Source organism: Clostridium estertheticum (genome assembly GCF_018861295.1).
GTDB classification, from domain to species: Bacteria; Bacillota; Clostridia; order Clostridiales; family Clostridiaceae; genus Clostridium_AD; species Clostridium_AD estertheticum_D.
Window position 1 is genome coordinate 18,243 of the sequence record NZ_JAHLDM010000037.1, and the last position, 23,156, is coordinate 41,398.

27 protein-coding genes and 1 pseudogene are annotated in these 23,156 nt (G+C 28.0%); 11 read left to right on the top strand and 17 right to left on the bottom strand.

The window, feature by feature from the left end; translation table 11 throughout:
- Positions 1–109 precede the first annotated feature (109 nt).
- Both KPL54_RS23590 and KPL54_RS23595 read left to right on the top strand, forming a co-directional pair.
- Positions 110–1,033, top strand: coding sequence for an ABC transporter ATP-binding protein (locus KPL54_RS23590; protein WP_216108945.1), 924 nt, complete (start codon positions 110–112; stop codon positions 1,031–1,033).
- Positions 1,026–1,727, top strand: coding sequence for an ABC transporter permease (locus KPL54_RS23595; protein ID WP_216108946.1), 702 nt, complete (start codon positions 1,026–1,028; stop codon positions 1,725–1,727). Before KPL54_RS23590 ends, KPL54_RS23595 begins: the two co-directional genes overlap by 8 nt.
- A gap of 165 nt (positions 1,728–1,892) precedes the next feature.
- Here KPL54_RS23595 and KPL54_RS23600 read toward each other — a convergent pair whose 3' ends face one another.
- The gene (locus KPL54_RS23600) at positions 1,893–2,480 is read right to left on the bottom strand and encodes a sugar O-acetyltransferase (RefSeq protein WP_216108947.1); all 588 of its coding nucleotides are present in this window, start codon (positions 2,478–2,480) and stop codon (positions 1,893–1,895) included.
- Positions 2,481–2,741: 261 nt separating this feature from the next.
- On the opposite strand from KPL54_RS23600, the gene KPL54_RS23605 reads away from it, so the two are divergent.
- A complete protein-coding gene (locus KPL54_RS23605) occupies positions 2,742–3,038 on the top strand; it encodes a hypothetical protein (RefSeq protein WP_216108948.1) in 297 nt (98 codons plus the stop codon).
- Between the two features lie 347 nt (positions 3,039–3,385).
- Here KPL54_RS23605 and KPL54_RS23610 read toward each other — a convergent pair whose 3' ends face one another.
- On the bottom strand, positions 3,386–3,982 hold the full coding sequence (locus KPL54_RS23610) for a hypothetical protein (protein WP_216108949.1): 597 nt from the start codon (positions 3,980–3,982) through the stop codon (positions 3,386–3,388).
- Between the two features lie 325 nt (positions 3,983–4,307).
- Between KPL54_RS23610 and KPL54_RS23615 the strand changes: the two genes are divergently transcribed.
- From KPL54_RS23615 to KPL54_RS23625, 3 genes and pseudogenes are all read left to right on the top strand, one after another.
- Complete coding sequence (locus KPL54_RS23615; RefSeq protein WP_162523123.1) at positions 4,308–4,889, top strand: TetR/AcrR family transcriptional regulator; 582 nt, start codon at positions 4,308–4,310, stop codon at positions 4,887–4,889.
- A gap of 26 nt (positions 4,890–4,915) precedes the next feature.
- Positions 4,916–5,677, top strand: a complete 762-nt coding sequence (locus tag KPL54_RS23620; protein WP_216108950.1) for an alpha/beta fold hydrolase — start codon at positions 4,916–4,918, stop codon at positions 5,675–5,677.
- Positions 5,678–5,794: 117 nt separating this feature from the next.
- Positions 5,795–5,941: pseudogene (locus tag KPL54_RS23625) on the top strand (SH3 domain-containing protein); the annotation flags it as partial.
- 527 nt (positions 5,942–6,468) lie between these two features.
- On the opposite strand, the gene KPL54_RS23630 reads toward KPL54_RS23625, so the two are convergent.
- The 6 genes from KPL54_RS23630 to KPL54_RS23655 form a co-directional block, all read right to left on the bottom strand.
- Positions 6,469–7,860: a L,D-transpeptidase family protein gene (locus KPL54_RS23630; protein ID WP_216108952.1), complete on the bottom strand. Its 1,392-nt coding sequence runs from the start codon at positions 7,858–7,860 to the stop codon at positions 6,469–6,471.
- Positions 7,861–8,353: 493 nt separating this feature from the next.
- Positions 8,354–8,974, bottom strand: a complete 621-nt coding sequence (locus tag KPL54_RS23635) for a hypothetical protein (protein ID WP_216108953.1) — start codon at positions 8,972–8,974, stop codon at positions 8,354–8,356.
- A 272-nt stretch (positions 8,975–9,246) separates the two neighbouring features.
- Complete coding sequence (locus KPL54_RS26770; RefSeq protein WP_216108954.1) at positions 9,247–10,632, bottom strand: HAMP domain-containing sensor histidine kinase; 1,386 nt, start codon at positions 10,630–10,632, stop codon at positions 9,247–9,249.
- Positions 10,633–10,642: 10 nt separating this feature from the next.
- Positions 10,643–11,326 (bottom strand): response regulator transcription factor, encoded by a 684-nt coding sequence (locus tag KPL54_RS23645; protein ID WP_216108955.1) that lies wholly within the window; start codon positions 11,324–11,326, stop codon positions 10,643–10,645.
- Between the two features lie 24 nt (positions 11,327–11,350).
- A complete protein-coding gene (locus KPL54_RS23650) occupies positions 11,351–12,535 on the bottom strand; it encodes a tetratricopeptide repeat protein (protein WP_216108956.1) in 1,185 nt (394 codons plus the stop codon).
- A gap of 424 nt (positions 12,536–12,959) precedes the next feature.
- Positions 12,960–13,193 (bottom strand): hypothetical protein, encoded by a 234-nt coding sequence (locus tag KPL54_RS23655; protein WP_216108957.1) that lies wholly within the window; start codon positions 13,191–13,193, stop codon positions 12,960–12,962.
- A gap of 265 nt (positions 13,194–13,458) precedes the next feature.
- On the opposite strand from KPL54_RS23655, the gene KPL54_RS23660 reads away from it, so the two are divergent.
- Positions 13,459–13,797 carry a hypothetical protein gene (locus tag KPL54_RS23660; RefSeq protein ID WP_216108958.1) on the top strand — a complete coding sequence of 113 codons (339 nt, stop codon included), beginning with the start codon at positions 13,459–13,461 and terminating at the stop codon, positions 13,795–13,797.
- A 34-nt stretch (positions 13,798–13,831) separates the two neighbouring features.
- On the opposite strand, the gene KPL54_RS23665 is transcribed toward KPL54_RS23660, so the two are convergent.
- A complete protein-coding gene (locus tag KPL54_RS23665) occupies positions 13,832–14,290 on the bottom strand; it encodes a hypothetical protein (protein WP_216108972.1) in 459 nt (152 codons plus the stop codon).
- A 374-nt stretch (positions 14,291–14,664) separates the two neighbouring features.
- Between KPL54_RS23665 and KPL54_RS23670 the strand changes: the two genes are divergently transcribed.
- The 4 genes from KPL54_RS23670 to KPL54_RS23685 all read left to right on the top strand — a co-directional run bounded on the left by KPL54_RS23670 (position 14,665) and on the right by KPL54_RS23685 (position 17,732).
- A complete protein-coding gene (locus tag KPL54_RS23670) occupies positions 14,665–15,189 on the top strand; it encodes a PadR family transcriptional regulator (protein ID WP_216108959.1) in 525 nt (174 codons plus the stop codon).
- A 191-nt stretch (positions 15,190–15,380) separates the two neighbouring features.
- Positions 15,381–16,172 (top strand): EFR1 family ferrodoxin, encoded by a 792-nt coding sequence (locus KPL54_RS23675; protein WP_216108960.1) that lies wholly within the window; start codon positions 15,381–15,383, stop codon positions 16,170–16,172.
- Positions 16,173–16,505: 333 nt separating this feature from the next.
- On the top strand, positions 16,506–17,042 hold the full coding sequence (locus KPL54_RS23680; RefSeq protein ID WP_216108961.1) for a flavodoxin family protein: 537 nt from the start codon (positions 16,506–16,508) through the stop codon (positions 17,040–17,042).
- Between the two features lie 18 nt (positions 17,043–17,060).
- Complete coding sequence (locus KPL54_RS23685) at positions 17,061–17,732, top strand: NAD(P)H-dependent oxidoreductase (protein WP_216108962.1); 672 nt, start codon at positions 17,061–17,063, stop codon at positions 17,730–17,732.
- A 167-nt stretch (positions 17,733–17,899) separates the two neighbouring features.
- On the opposite strand, the gene KPL54_RS23690 is transcribed toward KPL54_RS23685, so the two are convergent.
- The 8 genes from KPL54_RS23690 to KPL54_RS23725 form a co-directional block, all read right to left on the bottom strand.
- Positions 17,900–18,670: a GNAT family N-acetyltransferase gene (locus KPL54_RS23690; protein ID WP_216108963.1), complete on the bottom strand. Its 771-nt coding sequence runs from the start codon at positions 18,668–18,670 to the stop codon at positions 17,900–17,902.
- Between the two features lie 11 nt (positions 18,671–18,681).
- Positions 18,682–19,203: a cysteine hydrolase family protein gene (locus tag KPL54_RS23695; protein ID WP_216108964.1), complete on the bottom strand. Its 522-nt coding sequence runs from the start codon at positions 19,201–19,203 to the stop codon at positions 18,682–18,684.
- A gap of 159 nt (positions 19,204–19,362) precedes the next feature.
- Positions 19,363–20,127, bottom strand: a complete 765-nt coding sequence (locus KPL54_RS23700) for an MBL fold metallo-hydrolase (protein WP_216108965.1) — start codon at positions 20,125–20,127, stop codon at positions 19,363–19,365.
- A 65-nt stretch (positions 20,128–20,192) separates the two neighbouring features.
- On the bottom strand, positions 20,193–20,411 hold the full coding sequence (locus KPL54_RS23705) for a hypothetical protein (RefSeq protein WP_216108966.1): 219 nt from the start codon (positions 20,409–20,411) through the stop codon (positions 20,193–20,195).
- A 120-nt stretch (positions 20,412–20,531) separates the two neighbouring features.
- Complete coding sequence (locus tag KPL54_RS23710) at positions 20,532–21,080, bottom strand: GNAT family N-acetyltransferase (protein ID WP_216108967.1); 549 nt, start codon at positions 21,078–21,080, stop codon at positions 20,532–20,534.
- Between the two features lie 407 nt (positions 21,081–21,487).
- Positions 21,488–21,739 (bottom strand): HAD family hydrolase, encoded by a 252-nt coding sequence (locus KPL54_RS23715; RefSeq protein WP_216108968.1) that lies wholly within the window; start codon positions 21,737–21,739, stop codon positions 21,488–21,490.
- Between the two features lie 623 nt (positions 21,740–22,362).
- Positions 22,363–22,704: an ASCH domain-containing protein gene (locus KPL54_RS23720; protein WP_216108969.1), complete on the bottom strand. Its 342-nt coding sequence runs from the start codon at positions 22,702–22,704 to the stop codon at positions 22,363–22,365.
- Positions 22,705–22,835: 131 nt separating this feature from the next.
- Positions 22,836–23,003: a hypothetical protein gene (locus KPL54_RS23725; protein WP_216108970.1), complete on the bottom strand. Its 168-nt coding sequence runs from the start codon at positions 23,001–23,003 to the stop codon at positions 22,836–22,838.
- Between the last annotated feature and the right edge of the window lie 153 nt (positions 23,004–23,156).

Below are 23,156 nucleotides of genomic sequence, written 5' to 3' on the forward strand. Positions count from 1 at the left end.
AAAAGTATTTTGCTTTTCAACTTAAGATTTTCGTAAGATTTGGTTAATAAAAAAGATAAGTCTATACCTTACAATAGAACTATAGTAGATAAAAAAAGGGGGATGAACCATGGATTATATATTAAGAACTATAAATTTATCGAAAAAATTTATAGACAATGAGGTTGTAACTAATGTAAATATGAAGATCAAAAAAGGAGAAATATACGGATTTTTAGGGCCCAATGGAGCTGGTAAGACTACAATTATGAAGATGATATTAAATCTTGTTAAACCAAGCATTGGGGAAATTGAAATTTTTGGTGAGAAACTAAATTTTAAAGCTTATGAAATTTTAAAACGGATAGGAAGCATCATTGAGTATCCTGTGTTTTACGATAAACTCACTGGTAGAGAGAATCTGGAGCTTCATTGTGAATATATGGGATATTACGATAAAAGTGCTATCAATAGGGCATTAGAACTAGTAAATTTAAGTGGTATAGATGATAAACCAGTTAAGAATTTTTCTCTAGGAATGAAACAAAGACTAGGAATTGCAAGGGCAATTATAACAAAACCGGAGTTTTTAATATTAGATGAGCCTATTAATGGGCTTGATCCAATAGGTATCAAACAGATTAGAAATTTATTAAAAATGTTAAGCAAAGAATATGGTATTACCATTTTAATATCTAGTCATATTTTGAGCGAAATTGAACAAATAGCAGATACTATAGGGATAATAACCAATGGCATATTAATAAAAGAGGTCTCAATGGAAAGCATCAGAACAGATCATACTGAGTATGTAGAAATTAATACTAAAGACTTTATAAAAGCTTCTTATATTTTAGAAAATGATTTAAATATTTCTAACTTTAAGATTGTAGACAATACATTTATAAGAATATATGACTTGAAGTTAGCTCAAAAAGATATTTCAAAAGCATTAATTTTAAAAGGTATTGAAATTGAATCTATAAATAAGAAAAAAAGTTCTTTAGAAGATTATTTCTTAAAACTTTTAAATGGAGGTAATATAAATGCTTAAATTAATTAAATTAGAAATCAAGAAATTTAAACTTAATAAAAATGTAAAAACAGTTATGATTATAAATTTAATTATACTAGCTGTTTTGCTTCTAGGTGTATATTCTTTAAAATTTAACACTAAGGAAAATATGTTCAGAAATTATAGTGATGTTTTTCTATATACAGGTACTATAGTAAGAGCTACTTTCTCAATTTTTGCAGCGGCTCTTATTTCTAAATTAATAATTGGTGAATACAAATGCAAAACAATAAATATTATGTTTAGCTATCCAATAAAAAGAAAAAAGATTATGGCAGCAAAGTTAGCTATTGTGGTTATATTTGCTTTTACAACTATGATTTTGTCAAATATATTCTTGATTTTCAGTATATATCTTCTAAATATATTTGCAAATTTTATTCAAATTCCTTTAACTCAAGATATTTTAGTAAAAAATTTAATTAATATTTTTGTGTATTCGGCAACATTTTCCTTTGTAAGTTTAATTCCACTATATATAGGTATGAGAAACAAATCAGGATCTGCCACAATAATAACTTCAATAATAGTGGTAAGTTTATTAAATAGTGGATCTAATGGCGATACATTAAGTTCTATAATCATAATTCCTATCATTCTTGCGATTATAGGCATTTTTGTAGCTTATTTATCCATAAAAGATATAGAAAAAGTAGATGTTACCACCCCCTAGAAGTACTCAAACACACACGCCTAAAGAGATAATACACTAGCCTATAAAGTAGACAATTTAAATTGTCTGCGTTATAGGCTATACTATTTTACTTAACTTTTATAATACATTCCAAGTAAAGAGTAACACCTTATGTTACATTAACTCTACAAAGTTGAATTTGTCTTACTCAGCGGATAAGTTAATTATGTCTTCTTTTGTAATCTCTCGCAATACTCTGCAAGGATTACCTACTGCAATTACCCCTGCTGGAATATCTTTATTTACCACACTTCCTGCTCCAATAATGCTACCTTTTCCGATAGTAACTCCACCGCATACAGTAACATTAGCACCAATCCATACATCATCTTCTATTGTAATCGGTTTTGAAGTTCCAATTCCTTCTGCTCTTTGTATTGGAAGCACAGCATGTCCTGAACACGCTAAACAAACCCCAGGAGCTATAAATGCATTTGCACCAATATGGACTGGCGATGTATCCAGTATCACACAATTATAGTTAATCACAGTAAGTCCATGGGTATGTATATTGAAACCATAATCACAACGAAATGATGGTTCAATAAATGTTAGCGGATGATAAGTTCCAAATAATCCCTTTAAAATACAACTTCTTTTTTCTCCCTCAGATGGTCCAGTCTGATTATATTTCCAACATAATTCTTTCGCCTTTTGTTGTAATTCTGACGGCATATCTGTGTTCTTTGAACAATATCCTTTATTTTGTTTCATAATTTCTTTAAAATCCATTATTTTATTCCTTTCAAATTTTACTATTTATTTAATATACTATATAATACCATAATTTTTAATATAAAGCATTTTTACAACGATTAAAAATTTAAAATCATGGAATTAATTTATATGTAATTATGTTAAATACTTGAATAATTATATTGTTATATTATATAATTGAATGAGGATACAATTATAAATTTACACAAACTAATATCAGAAAAAATTTAAATCTATCATTAATAAGTAAATTATATGAGGGGAGTACTTTTAAGTATGAAAAGAATACGACGCTATTCTTTATTAGTTACAATACTTAGTGTAATTACAATATTCGGTACTTTTACAGCCTGTAGTAAGTCACAACCACAGCCACAATCAGAAAAAACGAATCCGTATAATGGGAGGACGTTAAATATTGGAGTTATTGGTGAGCCACCTAACGTACGTGAAAAACAAGTCACTTTCGTCAAAATAAAATTTTCTGATTTAGAAAAGAAACTCTTTAGTTCACAATATGATACAATCTTCATTACTAAAAATAACTTATCAGAAGCCTCACAAGGGAAATAAGCCTCTATTTACAAAAAATCTAAAATACCATTCTTTTTTATTCAAACTGAAAAAAGTTATGCTCCATTCGTAATGGAAGACCTCACTTACGACAATGCACCTACGGTTACTGACCAAACATATGCAACAGGCATTTTGTATACTGTGGATAAATTGAATACCTAGGGATACGGTTTATACAATGATATTGAAAATCAAGCGAATATTAAAGATGTGTACTCCCGAATTTTTGAAACGATTTTAAAGAACGCAACGTCAAAGTAACTTAGTTTAGTATGTAATTACAAATTTATTTGTTTTTTTATTACCAAATAATTAAAATAACAATAAAATAGAAAGTTAATAAATTAAATTAACTTTCTATTAAATAGTAATTTAAAATACCAAAATATATACAATATAATTGTTAATAAGGCTAATAAATCTTTTATTAGAAGTGAAAATGTACTATGCTGGTAAAATAATATTATTAATAATATTAGAGAAGTATCAAAAATTCTTATTAAATTTTTATATTTTTCAATAGTAATAGCATTGTTTTTTATTACTAATAGAATTCCACCTATTAAAGAAACTATTATATAAAAACAAACAGATTGTTTAAATATAAATACACTTCGCAATGATCCAAACAGTAATATATATGCTAATAATGAAATATCCTTAAAGTTTTTAAAAGTTTTACTTTTTTTATTAAAATTAACTGTCTCACTGTGTAAACCGTTAATTTCAGCAAATCTATCGATAGCAATTTTAAAAGCCTCTTTTTCTTTATGACCATTGGAAACAAGTTCTTGTATGATAGTTATCAACTTCGCCTTATTTTTCTCCTTTAAATCCACTTTTTTATCTAATGGTAGTTCAATTTTAAGCATAATTGCATCCCAAAACTCTTCTATATTTTTACTTAACTGTTTGCTAATTTCAATATTACTATTCATCATAAATTATTACCTCCTCCAATTATCCCGTCAGTACAAGCTAAAAGTTTTGATGCTTACACAACAAAGTATATTACTTTTATAAAAAGAAACAATATAAAACACATGAAACATACAATTTCCGACACAAACAGATTTTATAAAATCATAAACAAATTTATATTTAAATTTAGGGTTCATCAAAAATATAAAAGTGATAGTTTGAAATCCATATAGTGGATTAAACTATCTTTTAATCCACAAAAACTGGTAAAAAGATAAATAAGGTGTATAATATTAAATAAATGAATAAATGAATAAAATATTCATTTTAAAAGGAGATGAGAAGATGCCAAAAATATACTCACAAGAAAAGCGCCAAGAAATAAGAGAACAAATTATGGATATGGGTTTGGAACTAATAAAGCAATATGGAATGAGAAAAATGAGCATCGAACAAATTACGAAGAAAGTAGGAATTGCACAAGGCACATTCTACAATTTTTTTGATTCGAAAGAGATGCTGGTATATGGGCTAGCTAATGCTTATCAAGAAAGAATCAATCAGAAGGTGGAAGAAATTATTCAAATAAAGGGGTATCTAGATCGGGAAGATTTGAGAAAATTATACTCTGGTATGATTTTGAAGGATGAAGATAATGTGTATCGCTTCCTGAAAAGAGAGGATATACAGACATTCCTTACTAGACTTCCCAGTGATTGTTTGAATAAAATATCAGATGCAAAAATGCAAATGGAGAAAAATTTACGCTATGTAAATGAAAAAAAAGAGAAGTATGATCTGGATGCGATTCTTAACTGGATTCAGGTTATGAATCTCGTAGTAGAAAATAAGGATATTTTAGTCGAAACAGGTATTGAGAAAATCGTTCATAGAATGATAGAAAATATGTTGGATGAAATATTTTAAAATAAATCCCGAAAGGAGCCACAATTATGAAGTTTTATGAGTATGGAGATAAAAATTTACCACACATAATGCTAATTCATGGTGCAGGTAGATCCTATTGGCTTTATTTACGAGAAGCTAGATTATTGCGAAATAAATATCATGTAATACTACCGGTGATTGATGGACATGGCGAAGAAGGAAATGTTCCTTATATTTCTACAGAAAAAATTGTAGACCAGTTAATTGAATATATTGACAATAACTGTGATGGTAAACTTTTTGCAGTCAGCGGAGTATCTCTTGGTGGTCAGATCACAATAGAACTTCTATCAAGAAGAAGGGATATTGCACAAAAGGCGATTATAGAAAGTGGACTTTGTATTCCTCAGCCATTTCTTTCGAAATTCAGTATTTTTGTAGTTAAACTATGTGGTAAATGGATGTTTTCCAAATCATTTGGTAAATGGGCACTAAAGAGACTTCCTAAACGCATGCAATACCCTAAAGAGATTACAGAGTTGTATTTGAGAGATACTACATCTATGAAAATTGAAAATCTAATTCAGATTTTAGATACCTATTATCAATACAAATTGAAAGAAAGCTTAAAAGACAGCCAGGCAGATACCATTTACTGGTATGGAAGTAAGGAAATGAAATGTATTAAACAATCAGCAAAATTATTCCAGTCTTATATGGAAAAGTGTAAAGTAGTTGAATTGAAAGGATATTATCATTCAGAAATAAGTGATTACCATCCAGAAGAATGGGTGGAGAAAGCAGAAGAATTTTTTAACCATCGCTAATTTACAAATAAAGTGTTTTAAAAACCACAGTATAGAACTACTATCCATACTGTGGCTTATAACCCCTTACTATTTATTTTTTTATTTTTTAAGATTAAGTAAAAAAGAACAAACTATGCAGTATTGGGAAGTATGAAAAGTGGGACCAAGGTTGTTATAACCGGAAAAATAAATAATTTTTATAAGATAGATTACAATGGCAAAATAGGATATGTAAGTGCATCTTATGTAGTACCCGTTGGAAGTAAGATAACGGACAGATAAAAAATTGAAATTTCTATAAAGTATTTTAGTTAAAACATAAGAGAAAAATATAATTTAATTATAGATATTAATACAATAAATGTCGTGGAAGTCTGGTTTCACATCATTTATTATTAAAACTTTAAAATATATTTCACCAATAAAGGTTTCTGATTTCTTTTATAGAAGTTTAAGTACGAAAGAAAGTGGAATTTTATGGAAAAGTCTAATATATTTAATAAGTGTAAAAAACTTGAGTGTTCATGTTGTGGCAAAGACTTATTTGAAGATTATTCTTATATTGTATACTAACTCAAAAAAACAGAAATGCCTTTTTTAAGATTGATGATAACTGTTATTTTAACCACATTAGTGTGATTCAGAGAAATGTTGGTGTAAAATATTTAAAAGGTTTCTCAGATAATTTGCCTATTCCACCTTTTCGGAGGGATGGGCAAAAATACCCATTATATAAATTGGCGAGAACCCACCATGTGGTTATATATTATTATTCCATCTCAATAAGACATTGATTAATATTTATTGAATCAGTCCTTATAACAAATTATAGGAGTTTTAGTATCTATATTATTGTATATAGTTTTTGCCAAACTAGGTGGACAATTTATGCAACCATGAGAACCATTTGTCAAATATTCATTTCCGCCAAATACCTTTCTACCTAGATCATGTATTCCAATTCCATAATTAAAAGGCATAAAAACCGCTACAGGCACAGTATAACCCGGCCCCCTTAATACGAAATTACTTAGTTTATCTTTTAAGCTATAAACCCCTGTCGGTGTTTGATGATGATTGCTAACACCACCAGTAACAACAGCTCCTTCTACAATAAGCGAACCATTCTTATAAAACCATAAATGCTGCCTTGTCAAATTAATTTCTACATAGGTATTCCCTATATCATTAACATCATGAGATACAGCGGTTTGGGTATATTGAGGCTTCTTTGTTATGGTTTGTCCAGCTTTTATAGCCACAATTAAATCAGCGATTTCCCCTGTTCGGTTAACTAACCATCCATAATCGCCATCACTGACAGTTCCTGTTGTTCCTACTGATGTAGCAAACTTTCTTTCCTTCCCAACTGTATTATAATTATCGTCAAGTTTTTTTACATAGGTATCCATTTTATTTTTATCAAATGTAATACTAAGGGTTTCATTAACTCCAAGCCAGTTATGAATTATAGAACCATCTAAAACTTCTTTACCTCCAGTAAAGGTATAAGTGATTTTTGAAGCTACATATTTATTAAGCAAAATGTTAGTGTTAATAGCTTCTTTGGACTTTGAAGTATATTTTGGATTTATATAATACTTTTTTGTCTCCAGATCTACTATTGTTTCTCCCTTCAGAATTGCATTTACTACATTTGCATACAAAGGTTTGTTTTTGACTTTATTTCCATTAACTTCATTTACAATCGTATAGCCATTATCTGAATATTTAAAACTAGCATTTTGAGGTTCAATTACACTCTTGTTATCAAAACAAGAGAGCTTATCAAAACATTCTTTTAATAGTTTTTCATCATAGGTCACTAGGCCTGATAGTTCAGAATCTTTCGAATTAAAAAGCGAAAAAATCCACATAAAAGAATTCTGACTGTCTTTTAAAGTTTGAATTTTACCATTTGCATTATATTTAAATCCAATGTCAGTAGCCTTGATTTGTTCTTTCACACCGTTTCGTTCTTTAAGTATCAGTGTATATGTTTTGGATTTTAATGACATCTCTTTGTCTACTTTTTCTACGGTTTTACCAGAAGCTTTAATGCCATTAATTACAGTCCCAAAATAAAAATGATTACTAAAATATAGTGATATACCTAAATATAGAACAAGTAAAGTAAAAATAGAAATAGGAATTATTCTAACTTTCATAGGTTTATTGTGTTTTATTGTTTGTATTTCCATGAGACACCCCTTTAACATTACATGTATATAAATAAACTTTTCAAATATTTATTACTGCAATAGATATTATCTATAATTCTTTTCCTGCTGTATGTATATAATTAAAACATGAACGATAAAAAATCCAATTAAAGTTAATATTCCTATTAAAATGTTTAATAATGGATTACTAATATTATTTGATGATTGCAGCTGAAAGAAGATTGCGAATAGTATGAGGATTATTGTTATTAATCTATATGTTTTCTTGTTTTTAAAATACTCGATAAGTATAAGGATGCCGAATAATACAAATAATATCACGCTAATAATATGATTCACTCTTATTCCTCCTTTCACCTAACTTACTTTGATCAAAAAAATGCTTTTTCTGTTTAGAACTATTTAGTATTAATTCTAAGTTGTAATATTTTAGTAATAGCTGTCTTAACGTATGTTTTGCAAGCATTACCCCTAAATATAAATACCCTTATGATAACGATATTTAATCAATCTAATTTAATCTGTCTAGTTCAAAAAAATATCCACCACTAAATAGTAAAAGTGTATTAGCATCTTTTACATAAAAATGATTGCCTATACCACTTAAGCCATCTACAACAACATGCTTAAGAGGAAAACTTGCAACATTTAATTTACTAAAGTTAACACGAAAACTGCTTTCAAACTCTGATTTAGAAATACTTGATTTTTTATAAACCGGATTTGTACATATATTAGTTCCATAACTAGCTTTTGCCTTTGAATAAGTAACTTTTTTTCCAACTATATTTTTTACATCCTCACTACTATAAGCGGTTACAGACGAACCTACTGGATTACTCTTAATTATCCACTCACCATAAAAACTTTCCTTAACTACTGTTTTGTTTTTAGATTCTTTTGAAGCTGTTGTTTTATTACTTGTTTTATTATTTGGGCTAGTTGTTACTTGTTTCTTAATTGTTGATTGTTTCTCAGTTGTTGCCTGTTTCTCAGCTATTACTTGTTTCTCAGCTGTCGCCTGTTTCTCAACCGTTGCTTGCTTATCAGCTGTTGCCTGTTTATTCGAACATCCATACATGCTAACACTTATAATTGAAATTATTATAAATAGCGTTCCTTTTTTAATCATAAATAACTCTCCTTTATATATCCGTTAGTCAATTATTAAATTACATAATCATTGATTAACTATCTTTTTAGCGGGCATACTTTTATGCTTTTTTTTTCTATATGCATATTTAGTTATTTTATACATAAAAAGCCTTCTCTACATAGGATACATTATATATATATATGTCAATGTGAAGCTAAATCTGTAAACTCTATTGTAATATTTCATAACTAATCTATCTTAATTAGTGCTAATAAAAGCACCTTTTATTTTGCTTATACAAAATCAGATTATCTGTTCTGCCTATTTCGTGGCAACTTTACTTCTACTTTAGTTCCATTTCCATAATCACTACTAACAACTAGATCTCCTTTATGCAAGTTTATTATTTCATTTGATATTGCAAGTCCCAACCCACTTCCTGATTTTTTAGAGTTTCCTTTGTAAAACTTTTTGGTAATGCTTTTTAAATCTTCTTCGCTTATACCTATGCCTTTATCAGTTATGGTTATTGTTAGACTTTCCTTTTCCTCAACCTGTCCTATATAAACTACTCCCCCTCTACTGGAAAACTTTAAAGCATTATCTAATATATTAATAAAAACTTGTTTCAGTCTGTTTTTGTCACCGTCAATAAATACAGTTTCTTCAGTATTGTAAATTAACGTAATTCCACTTTTCTGTGCTCTTGGCTGAAACTCCATAATTATATTTTTTAAAATTTGGCTTATATCAATTTTATCTATGTGAAGAGTTATTCTGCCAGCTTGAAATCTTGACAAGTCTAAAAGATCTTCTACCATCAATGATAATCTTTCGCTTTCTTCAACTATAATATTAAGTGCTTCCGTTTTTTTAACCTCATCTGTAAATTCTTTTCTTTTTAATGTTAATGCCCAGCCTTTTATAGATGTTAATGGTGTTCTAAGTTCATGTGATATTGATGATATGAATTCATTTTTCAATTTTTCATTTTTTAATATTTCCTCAGACAGATAGTTTAAGGTATCAGCCATTATACCTACTTCGTCATTATATTTTTTATCTATTCTTGTTGAAAATTTCCCTTTAGCCATTTCATTAGCTGCATTTGTTACAGTTTTTAATGGTTCTATAATCGTTTTAGACATAATTATACTTAGTTTTGCTGTGGCTAAAATAACAATAACTCCTATTAATGCGAGTACAAAATATATTCTTGTAAGAAGTTTATTTACCTTTGCCATTGATGTTATAAGCCGTATAACTCCAACCGTTCTACCATTTGATATTAAACTTTTTGAAACTACTATTATACTTTCTTTATATGTGCCTTTAAAAATTGCTATCTCTCCATTTAGTGCTTCATCAACATCTGGCGATTGTATTTTTATTCCAGATGATACGCCCTTATTATCGTTAATTACTATTCCATTTGTATTCACAATCTGAATCTGTGAGTTTGTTAAATAAGAAAAATTATCTATTATGTCATTAGATGCCTTTAAAATATTTGTATCAGCAAGGTACTTCTTGTAAAAATCACTTGATATCTCCGCTTGATTTTTTAATGTATTTTCAATAGTATTATTATAATACTTTTTTACACTAATCATAAGAATGCCCTCAAATATAAGTACAATCAAAATTATAAGTATTAAGTAACTTACTGTAAGCCTTGTCTTAATACTCCTCACACGTATCCTCTCATTTCCCAAACCTATACCCCACTCCCCAAACCGTTTTTATATAAACAGGCTTCGATGGATTATCTTCTATTTTTTCTCTTATTCTCCTTACATGGACATCAACAGTCTTTATTTCACCAAAGAAATCCTCTCCCCAAGCTAAATCTAGGAGCTTTTCCCTTGAAAGTGCTTTATTTATATTTTCCATCAATACCTCTATAAGACAAAACTCTCTGAAAGTGAATTCTATCTCCAATTCATTTCTATAAATTTTTTTTGATATTTTATCAAGTTTTAATTGGTCGTATATAAGAATATCCAGATTAATGTCATTTCTTTTTATTTTTCTTAAATTAGCATTTATCCTCGAAATAAGTTCCATAGGATTAAATGGCTTAACCATGTAATCATCCGCACCAATATCAAGCCCTGTTATTTTATCCATATCTTGTCCTTTTGCCGTTAGCATTATTATACAGCAATCATAACCCTTTTCTCTTAACCTTTTACATACCTCATAACCATCAATATTAGGTAACATTATATCAAGAATTACTACATCAGGTTTTTCAGCTTCATATTTAATTAACCCATCTTCACCTGAAGATGCTTCCATAACTTTAAACTTACTTAATGATAAATTTAAAGTTATAAAATCTCTAATATGTTTTTCATCTTCAACAACAAGAACCTTTTCATTCATTCATTTACCACCACGCCCCAATAATTATTTTATTTTCTGTAGTTGCTCTACATTGTCGTTTACAATGCTATCTTTAAAATAACCCTTCTTCTCAAGGGTTTTAATTATTGCCAAGTATTTCTGATAATATTGCATTCCTTTATCAACTTGTTTTAGGTTATAATATGACTTTGCAGTTTCTAAATAAATATCAGCTAAAACTTTTTCATCATTCATATAACTAAAATCATTTTTATCATCTTTAGCCTTCGTGTTTTTTTCTAGTTTATTGATCTGTTTTACCGCTGACTCCTCTGAAACAGTCTTTGATTCATCATATTTTTTAAGTCCATTTAAAGATTGTGCCTTTAATAAATAAAACTCTGTATCCGAAAATGCGTCAAATGTTTTATTTTTATCATTATTAACATCAATACCTTTCTGTATAGATATAAGAGCATCATTATACATATTTGCTTTCACTTGTGAATCGGCTAAAAAGTACCACTGTGATACATCTAGGCTATTTTCTTTTATTATACCTTTATAATATTTAACTACGTTTTTGAAGTATTCTTTATATAAATCTTTAGCATAGGTAACTTTTTCGCCATCAAATCTAATTAGGTCGATTACATAGGTATTATCTGGGGCATATAATTTCCATCCTGCAAATACAAATTCCTTTTTATCAGTTTCTAAGGATGTCTTTAATACCTCCATCTTATTCCATGTCCCTAAATTAACTTTTCTAATATTATCATTATCAAATGTAAATAAGTTATATGCGACTCCTGCATGAGTTGAGATTAGATTTCCAAATAATAAAGCTTTTTTACCATTAATAACTAGAAATTCACTATTTACTATTTTATTTCCTTCACTTTTATACTCATATACTTTATTCCATTTACCATTTTTTTCTTTAATTACTACAAATCCCTTTTCAAAAGATTCTGGGAGATCAAAGAATGCTATGATCTCATCTTTTTTATCATTATCAACATCCACACTAATAACAGGATTTCCAGTAGATATCTTTGATATAGCCACTAGCTTTGATTTGTCTGGTAATAACTGTTTTGCTATTGAGCTTATATCATCCTTTTTAAGCTGTGAATCTAAAAGTTTAGGCGGTTGTATTAATTCAACCGGACTTGATACAGTACAACCTCCCATAAATATTAAAGACATTACTAAAGAAACCATTAATATAGAACTTTTATTCATAACAAACACCCCTTTATATATATCGTAAACAATTGTTTTTTCCTGTCTATATTTTCATTATAACCTTTATTTGTAATTAAATAGTTACGTAGAAATAAAATAAATGGGAATGTTATATATCAATACTTCTTTATCTCCATTTTTAGCACTTTTAACAGGTATCTGCTTTTCCAAATTTCTGCCCCATTTGACAGGGAGCAGTTCATACTTATGTTACATTCAAAATATTAACACAAGTAACCCTACATCTAATTATGTAGGGTTACTTGTGACGATATATATATAATATACATTAACTCAACCACACATTTTTCGCATTTTACCCAGTCAAACAAAATTGGAATTTATGCATCTCCTTTCATTTGTTTAGGAGATACTCCATAAAAACGGCTAAATGCTTTAGTAAAAATTTCTGTATTGTATATTAACTTCTTTTTCTAGTAACAAAGCTTATTATACTTGTTAGTAGAATCGCTGTTATAAAGGCAATGATGATACTAGAGGAAAAACCACTTAAAAAATAAGCACTGAATTTTCGCCAAATTGTTACACCGGCTATCCAGTCTATTGCCACAAACATACCATTTTTAACATATCCAATAACGAAGAATGCAATGACAAATATAATTATGAAAATAACTTTTGTATTTTTTTTCATTATTCCTCCTAAATGTATACAATTTTAAAATTTAATTTTATTATCTAATGCTTTAAAATTTTTATTAAAGCATTATTTTTATGAAATGGCTACATAATATTTTGGTTAAAATCATACATTCTTCCTGTATCCAATTTACGTTAATAATGGTATAATCAAGTAAATATTTCATGTCACAACCGTAATCAAGTGCGCACTAATTGATTAGTAATAATGGTCATTCACATAAAGAAAAGAAAATAGAACATATAATAGGAGGTTTATGATGGATATAGAACAAGTAGTACTTATAGTAGTTTCAGTAGTGATACTATTGGACAGTATAAATTTATTAACAAATACATCTAAAATATTAGTTAAATCTTCAATGAAATTAAGGACAGTTTGTAATTCCCGTATAAGAGGCGCAATAACTAAGAATCCTGACAAGACAACTAAAATACTGGGAATACAAGGTATAATATGTGGAACGCTTTTTCTAATAATTTCAATTAATATTAATAATACTGAATTAAGCAGAGGTTCAACAGGATTATTTATTCTACTGGCAATATCAGTATTCAACATATTTATATTAGGAGTAATAGTCCCATCAATTAAATAGGTGTATTTTATTTGTTCTTCTTTTATTTTAAAATTTATGCAGATTCTTCTTTTTCTGTAATGTACCATTCACCTTTTATATTTTTAATAGTAAATGTAATTGGTATATTTGATGAACCCCCTAAAAGATTGTTTTGTAAATCCATTACTTTAACTGAATAAGTCATTTTCACATAAACTATACCTGCAACTCTAATTCGTGAATTTTCCTTTAAGCTAAAATCTACTTTATAAGTTTTTTTATTATTTACTGGATAAGCATTATATATATTTGTTCTTTCAAATACTTGTTGTGACATATGTTTAGGCAATTCATTAGTGTATCCCTTATTAGTCAAAAATGCTTCTTTTACTAAATTGTAAGTATCTGACTGTGAAAACCATCCAGGCATAATCTTAGTATATGCATAAGTACTCATAATGCCTAGGCATAGTATAATTCCTATACTTAGTATTATATTTTTTTTAATATATTGCTTCACTTTATTAAACATATATACACCCCTTTTTTACTCCAAAGCCTTCTTTGTAAACTTCATGATTTTCTACAATTACATTCATTTCAATTTTTCCTCCAATTTCTAACTAACACTATATATTTAACTATAACACAATTACCATAACTTAAGAATATTTTTTACCATATTTAGGGTTGAATTGACTTTTCATGTCCCCAAAATGATCATTCATGCTTTTTCTATTGTACCTTTAAAGAAGATGTGTCTTATCCTTGCAATTATATTGAAATTAGAAAAACATTTACAAAATAAGTATAAATATGTATAATGTTATTATAAGATTATATATATATCGTTACGATATATATCATTATGATATTGTGTGTAATGTATGAAAGGAGCTAACTTAAATGACTAAATTTATAATACTTGGTTTTCTTATGACGGAGAACATGACTGGTTACGATATAAAGCAGAAGATGAGCATCAGTACCTCAAATTTTATGGATGCTAGCTTTGGTAGCATTTATCCTTCTTTAAAAAGATTAGAACAAAAAAAATTAATATGTTTTGATGAAATTGTAGAAAATGGGAAATTAAAAAAAGTATATTACATAACAGAACAAGGAAAAGAAGAATTTATGACATGGCTTAGAGCTCCAATAGAGACTTCCAAAACTAGTGCTGCAAGCGCTTTATCTAAAATTTTTTTCTTCGATAACTTATCAAATGAAGAGGTTACTAATTCAATAACTACATATATAGAAGATATAACTATATTAAAAAACAATTTATTAAATATAAAGAAATTATTAAACAATCATGATAATAATTTTGAAATTTGTACGCTTAATTTTGGATTAGATTTTTATGAATTTAGCATAGACTGGTATAAAAATTATTTAGATAAACGACTAAATGTTAAGAATTCATAAGGAGAGAAAAGTCATAAAAGAAAAAATACAGTTTCGCTTAGACATGTTACTTACTGCTACCACTTGATTAGTTTCTAATTGTTTTAACTTTGTACTACGTTTCAAAATAAGCACTTAAAAAGATTAAAAGTATAATGACTTTATAAATATTATTATAAATGTTTGTAAAATCATAAAAAGGAGTACAAATTATGAAAACTACTATCTATTATTTTTCTGGAACAGGAAATTCATTAAAAGTTGCTCAAGATTTAACTAAAAAATTAGGGAATACAGAACTTATACCAATTACCAAAGTTATAAAAGAATATGGGGAAATTTTATTTTCATCAGATAGAATCGGTATAGTTTATCCTGTGTATATCTGGGGTATGCCCCCAATAGTATCTAAATTCATAAAAAAAATATCAAAAACAAATAAGGTTAAGTATTTCTTTGCTGTGGCAACTAATCATATGCAAGTAGCGGGTTCTTTGTTGATATTAGCTAATAGACTTCATTCTAGAGGATTAAAACTTTCAGCAGGATTTTCAATTATTATGCCTAATAGTTATACACTTTCGCAAAAAGAACATTCTATCGATAACCTAAAACCTCTATTTGCTGCTTCAGAAAAAAGATTATACGAAATATCATTACTTATAAAAAATGAAGATAAATGTAAAATTGAAAGAGGTCCTCTCAAACAGCGTATTATAAACACAGGATTTATTTATCACTCTGTTTCTTTAATTTTTCCATGGTTGGACATGCGTTTTTCCACTGATAATAACTGTATTTCATGTGGACTGTGTGAAAAAATATGTCCAGTACAAAATATTGTATTAAAGAATGGTAGCCCTGTTTGGCTTCATAAATGCGAACAATGTTTTAGATGTATAAATTTATGTCCAAAACAATCAATACAATATAAAAATAAAACTACTGACAAATGGAGATATAAAAACCCTTCTATAAAACTAGATGATTTGATTAATAAGTAGAATTTTATTGAAAGTTATTTATTAGATGTTAAGAAAATGCTAACTAATCATTCTAATAACTTTGTACTCTGAATTTTGGATTAGATCTTTATGATTATATTATAAATTGGTACAAAAATAATATTAATAATTTAAATAAAGAGCTCTAATATAGAAAATATATCATTTAAGGAGAACTAACCGTTATTAGGTATTGTGTAGCTTGATGGCTATGTGGTGGCACCCCCTATATATTTTATTATCATAGTAAACATATAAAGACCGGTTACAACTATTGATGTAACTAATGTTATATCCTATAGGATAAAATAATAAAAGGAGTTGATTTTAACAATGAAAGCTATACTTATTTGTGATAGTGATCTTAAAACTGAAAATAGTGAAGCTTTACAGAGATCATTGATGGAGCTATTTTTACAAAAAAATATTGAAATAAAATTGTTTGAAATTAATAGAGATAACGTAAAAAGCTGCATAGGATGTTTTGGATGCTGGATAAAAACCCCAGGAGAATGTGTTATTGATGATTCATTAAATAGCATTAATAAAGCATATGTTAATTCAGATTTAGCTATTTATCTTACTCCAGTAGTTTTTGGACAATACAGCTCTAATATAAAAAATGTTGTAGATAGATTTATCCCAACTGTTTTACCTTTCTTTGAAAAAAAGAATGGTACCACAGCTCATCCTAAAAGATATGAGAAATACCCAAAGCAAGTATTGATAGGCTATAGTGATGACTTAACAAAAGAAGAAAAAGACACATTTATTACTTTAACCAGTGGTAAGTATACTAAAAGCTTTGATAAAGTTTTACTATCCGTTTCAGATAAAGATAATGAAAATATTATTAATCAGATATTGTAGAAGGAGAGGTTTATTATTATGAAAAATATTTGTTTTATTAATGGAAGTCCCAAAGGAAAAGGATCAAATTCACTCCTTTTTCTTAACAGACTGGATGAAGATATGAATGAAAACAATTATAATAAATTTTATATTCATGTTACCTCAAGTATTCATTCTGGCAAAATTGAAGAGGATTTTAAAATAATGTCCCATGCAGATGTCATCATTTTTGCCTTCCCTCTATATGTTTTTTCTCTGCCTGGTGTATTAATGAGATTTTTAGAAGATTATTATATGTACTTCAAAAACAATAATAAACCACCTAAAAATGTACGAGTATACGCTATTGTAAATTGCGGGTTTCCCGAACCTACAATAAATGATGAAGCTATTCGAGTGATAAAAAATTTTTGTATTAGATTGAATCTAAATTGGAGATTTGCTTCTTCGATAGGTATGGGAGAGATAGTAGGCGCAACAAAAGACATAAAGTTCATGCAAAGTCTATGCTCAAAAGTATACTCTTCACTCTACGAAATTAATAAGGATATTGAAAACAACATTGAGATAGTTGTTGAAAATAAATATGCATCACCAAACTTTCCAATATTTTTATTTAGGAAAATCGGAAAATCAAATTGGATAAATACTGCAAAGAAAAATGGGTTATCTAAGAATGACTTGTATAAAAAGCCTTACCTGACTTAAATGTTTCATTAAGCATGAAGGTTAACAATTTTTGAAATATTAGAACTGTTAACCCTTTCCAACTACATAATTATAAATGATTTAGTTGCTCCTAATATAAACTAATAAAAGAAAGTAACTCCATTACACTTATAATATTCCTCTTTATTATAAGCAAATAGCTAAATTTATAACTTATTATACTCCCAGTGCCTTATTTTACAATATTCCTTAAATCCAATGCTCTTATATACACTTTTGCCCATATCCGAGGCTTGTAAAACACCATACTTGCAACCCAAGTCCTTAGCATCTCCCAATGCCGTCTTTACAATCAAAGTTCCAAAACCTTTTCCCCTAAATTCATTCGCTGTACCGACTAAATGAATCCCTGCAATTGCATCTTTAATATAAAGCATTAAAGTAGCCACAATTTTATCTTTGTAATAACATCCGTAGAATATAATATCATTTTCGCTTAGAAACATTTTATACATATTTAAGTTTCTTTTCTTTTTGAATGCTTCTTCAGTTATTAATATCCACTTTTCAAGCTCACTAGCACTTTTTATAGTTCTAATTTCACCTATGTTGTCATTGTTTTCAAATTTGAATGAAGCTAAGTCAATAGCCATCCCAGACTGTTGATAAAACATATTGAAATTAAGACTCTTTAAATAATCTTCCAAAATTATTGGGTGATTATATGAATTTATTAATAAGTGTTTTGGAGCTATTTCAAGTTCTATATTTTTACGTAATAGCATGATCACTTCTTTAATATCAGTTGATGGAATATTCATATCAAAAACTTTATTATACCCCTCAAAATATGAATTTTTAGCCCATGAATAGTAATCCTGTTTTACAACTTCTCCACACGATATATTTGCAGCTTTAATACATAAATTGCTTAGGTTCTTTTCAATAATAAGTGCGAAATCGTTAATTTTACACATAAATCTCCTTTCTACTTCATTCTTTTAAGTGTTTCATTCAGTGAAATACATTCTGCATATCTACAATTCCACATAAATTCATTATAGTATTTGTAACTTTGCTCTGAAGACATAAACTTATTATTAACTGTTGTATTTGCATACGCTGGAACTATAATATTAAATCCATGTTCAAATCCACATTTTATAGTAGCATCAATACAATAATCTGTTTGAAGCCCTACAATAATTATATCTTTTTCACCTTTACCTATTAAATATTCTAATAAACCAGTACCATTAAAAGCACTATTAACCTCTTTATCAAATATTTTTTCTTCATTGATTGGTTGAAAGTTTTCATATATTTCAAACCCATCAGTTCCTTTTGTTAATTCACTTCCTATACCGTCATCATGACGTACATATATTACTTCAATATTATTTGTCCTAGCCTCATGTATTATTTCTTTAACATTAGATATAAACATATCAAATTTATATAGTTTTTCATTTGTTATTAACTTTTGTGTATCAATGACTAATAAAACCATCTTTGTCTCCCCTTCAAATTTATTATTTGTTAAGTTGTTTTACATCTTTCATATGTCCAATTGGAATATTATCGTTCATTAATCGTAGTTTTACAATCGATGTAGCATTTATGAAGAATGTGACTTAACATAGCAATCATATTATGGTCATTTTACACATCATATATGGATACTAAAACCATTAAATTGAAATATTCCATTTTCCTGTTTTAACTTATTATTTAAGTATAATTCTGAAAATCCCTCATCTATTTTACATATAAAATCATTTGGAACGTTTAAAGAATAATGTCCAGGCAAAATCCTGTTAACGTCAAAATTTTTAATTTTTCTAATCGAGTTCATAAAATCAACTGGATTGGTGCTTGGATAAAAAGCATCTAAAGTACCCTCATAGATTAAATCACCTGAGAACAAATAGCCTCTCTCTTCTTCATACAAGCAAATATGTCCAGGTGAATGCCCCGGTGTATAAAGGATTTTAAGATTACGCCCACCAAAATTAATTACATCATTATCATTTAAAATTAATTTTGGTTTTCCTTGAAAAATCTTATAGTTATTAACATCAAATTTTTGTGGAAAATTACATGGTTCTTTTAAAAGATTAGACTTTACTACTTGTAGAGGTATTGGAAAATGACCGTCAATCCATTCTTTTTCTTTCTCATATACACAAATATCATTAAAATACTTATGGCCACCAATATGGTCCCAATGAACATGTGTTGTAATAACTTGAATAGGTTTATCTGTTATACTTGAAACCACAGTTTTTATATTTTCTATACCTAAGCCTGTATCTATTAGAATTGATTTTTGCTTTCCTAAAAGCAGGTAACAATGTGTTTGTTCCCAATGTTTATATTCGCTTATAGCATAAGTATCATCATCTATTTTTTCTATTGTAAACCAATTATACATTTAAGGTATCCTCCTATCACGTAAAATATAGATAATTTTTGCTTCGCATAATTTATACCAATCCGTCATAAAATATAAAGATTATGAAGTTTCGCTATCTCGGTTGAACCGTCTGAAAATTTAGTAACTTTATCTCGCACAGCAGACTGAATATTAATAACTGAACCATCTTTAAGTACTAAAACTAAATATGTTGGCGAACCACCTTTATCTGTAACTTTTTCATCATATGCATTTCCTTGGATTTTAGCAGAATTTAAATAGTTTATGATGTCTTTTAGCACTTTAGTATTGTCAGCAAAAAATTTATTTACAATATTTCACCATCCTTCTAAGTATTTACTTTATATAAGAATTCACAGTACTATACCATTGTGACCCGGTAAAATAATGTTGAAACATAACTATAAATGATAATAGTTACATTTTGTAAATTCGGACTTTAAAATTCCGTACTCATAGGTATCTGCCCATAAAGGTTCCCCATTTATATCTTTCTTAAAATATATATTTTTAATAAGAGTTCCTTCATGCCTCATACCAAGCCTATCTAATAGTTTCCACGAATGATCATTCAAAGGATTACACATTGCCACAATACGTCTCACCCCTAATTGTGAAAAAGCTGTATTCATCAATGCTTTTGCACTTTCTGTTGCATAACCTTTTTTCCAATAATTTATATTAAATACATAGCCTATTTCCCATGTGTCAAAATCACCTTTAGCTAAATACAAGTTTCCTATGAGTTTACCCCTTTCTTTTAAACATACAGCATAAAATAATTCACTTTCTGCTCTATCTATAGCCTCTTTCTTAGCTTCTGTTTCTGTATATACATTATATGGCTCATATTTTACTACTATCTCATTTGATAAGTATTCATATAAATCTTTCCAATCTGTTTTATTAAACTTTCTAATAATTAATCTATCTGTAACTATATTATTCACTCTACACCCCCCCTGTATTGATTTACTTTAATACTAAAACTCCTAACTTTCATGTAAGCTGTTCCTTTCCTCTAAGATATCTATATTATTTATATATTTGTTTGGTAAATATATATAATCCTTATTTAGTAATTTGAATAGCTTTGGATTGAGATGTTGAGCCGATAAAAACATCACCATAAATATATGCCTAAATGATGATAGCCATTAGAATTGCTTTAACATTAATATTCATAACTATAATTTCCACGAATGTATCTATAATCCTTTTAAATTCTAATTGTTCTCTAAAAATAGGCGTATTTTGCCCTTACCGCAAAAAACAAATATTTATGTCTACTCCTATGGGCTTAAAAAGATACTCTGATACACTTAATTTCTTTCCCATGATATAATAATGTAGATATTCACGTGTTTCTTTTTCTCTTAACTTCTGCTAGCACACCTTCATTATTGTCACTTTTACAAATATATGTGCATGCATTTTTAACATCGTCAACTGCGTTGCCTGCTGCTACACTTAACCCAGCCATAGCTAACATAGGCATGTCATTATAACTATCTCCAATAGCAATGGTTTCTTCTTGTTTAACACCTAAAATTCCAGCTAAATCTAGCATAGCCTCACCTTTGTTTATCCCATGTTTATTAAACTCCATACATCAATTTGCTGAATAACTTACACTAATTGAGTCTTTAGTAATTAACTTGATTTCATTTTTAGTAGAATCATATGCTCTTTATTTGTTTGAATTATCTCTATAGCTGATATTTATCGACTATTAATGGTTTTAGTATATTTGCATTATTATATAATTATAAATTCCTATAACTGTGACAATCACAACTAAATGAACTATTTTGCTAATAGGAAAAAATAAGAAGAAAATAAATGTATAAATGGAGGGAGTGATAGATATGATAGAGTGTAAAATTTGTTGTATTGAACCAAATAGTAATACTTGTTTATCGTGCGTTAAAGAGGCATACAATATAATAAGCTGTCATCTTGAATGAAAAAAAACCTAAGCTATAGATTCACTTAATTTAACTCGAATCAAGTTGTTGCAATTAAAACGGCTTTCCTATGTCAAAGTACTGAGGCAAACTACTTGAGATAAAATTATCCGAATTTGTGCAATCTATAAACACATCACAATCCTTAGGTTCATTAATATTATCTATAATAAAAATATTTCTTGGCTGTCCTTAAATATTGATTCTAAATAATCTCACTCAGCATTTTTATACAGTTGCGACACAATATATGGAATTTATATAGTTATATCAAACTAATTTTAATTCCTAAAGCACCATACCTTTTTTCTTGTTCTTTTGTATAAATGTCATATGTTTCAGCAATCATACGTTCAATTTCATATCCTTGACAACCAAACAACGAAAAATCAAATTCAATATATAATTTTTCAAAACTTTCAAATGTATATTTTTCTAAAACTTTAACAGTTATTCTTTCTGTTTTTTCGGTAAGTTTATAAAAAGTAATTAAATCTCCAACCATAATATTTCGTCTTTTCTCATCATTTAATCTCACTTCTATAATTTTTTGTTTGTTCTTAATCTTGTTGAAGGATTCCTCAAACAAAGTCATTTTATGTTCCATATTTATTTCCCTCCTTCTTTAATGTTCTTCAAATTTTCTTACCATAGTGACGTAATTAAATACCAATCCGTCATAAAATATAAAGATTGTGAATAAAACTATTAGATTTATCAATCTAAAATAATATTCGTTTAAAAAATATTTTTGTACCCACTATCAATTAATTTTTTTATTTCTGGAGATAGTATTCTAATTGATTTTTCATTAGAATTTATTATGTTTATTGTTACCTCACTTGGAATAGGAAGTTTCGCTATCTCAGTTGAACCGTCTGGAAATTTAGTAACTTTATCTCGCACAGCAGACTGAATATTAATAACTGAACCATCTTTAAGAACTAAAATTAAATATATTGGCGAACTAATCTGTACCCTTTGTCAAGGACAATTAGAAAAAAACTATGCTAAATTACTAAGATGGTTTCTGTATTGAACAGGAGTCATCTTTTTCAA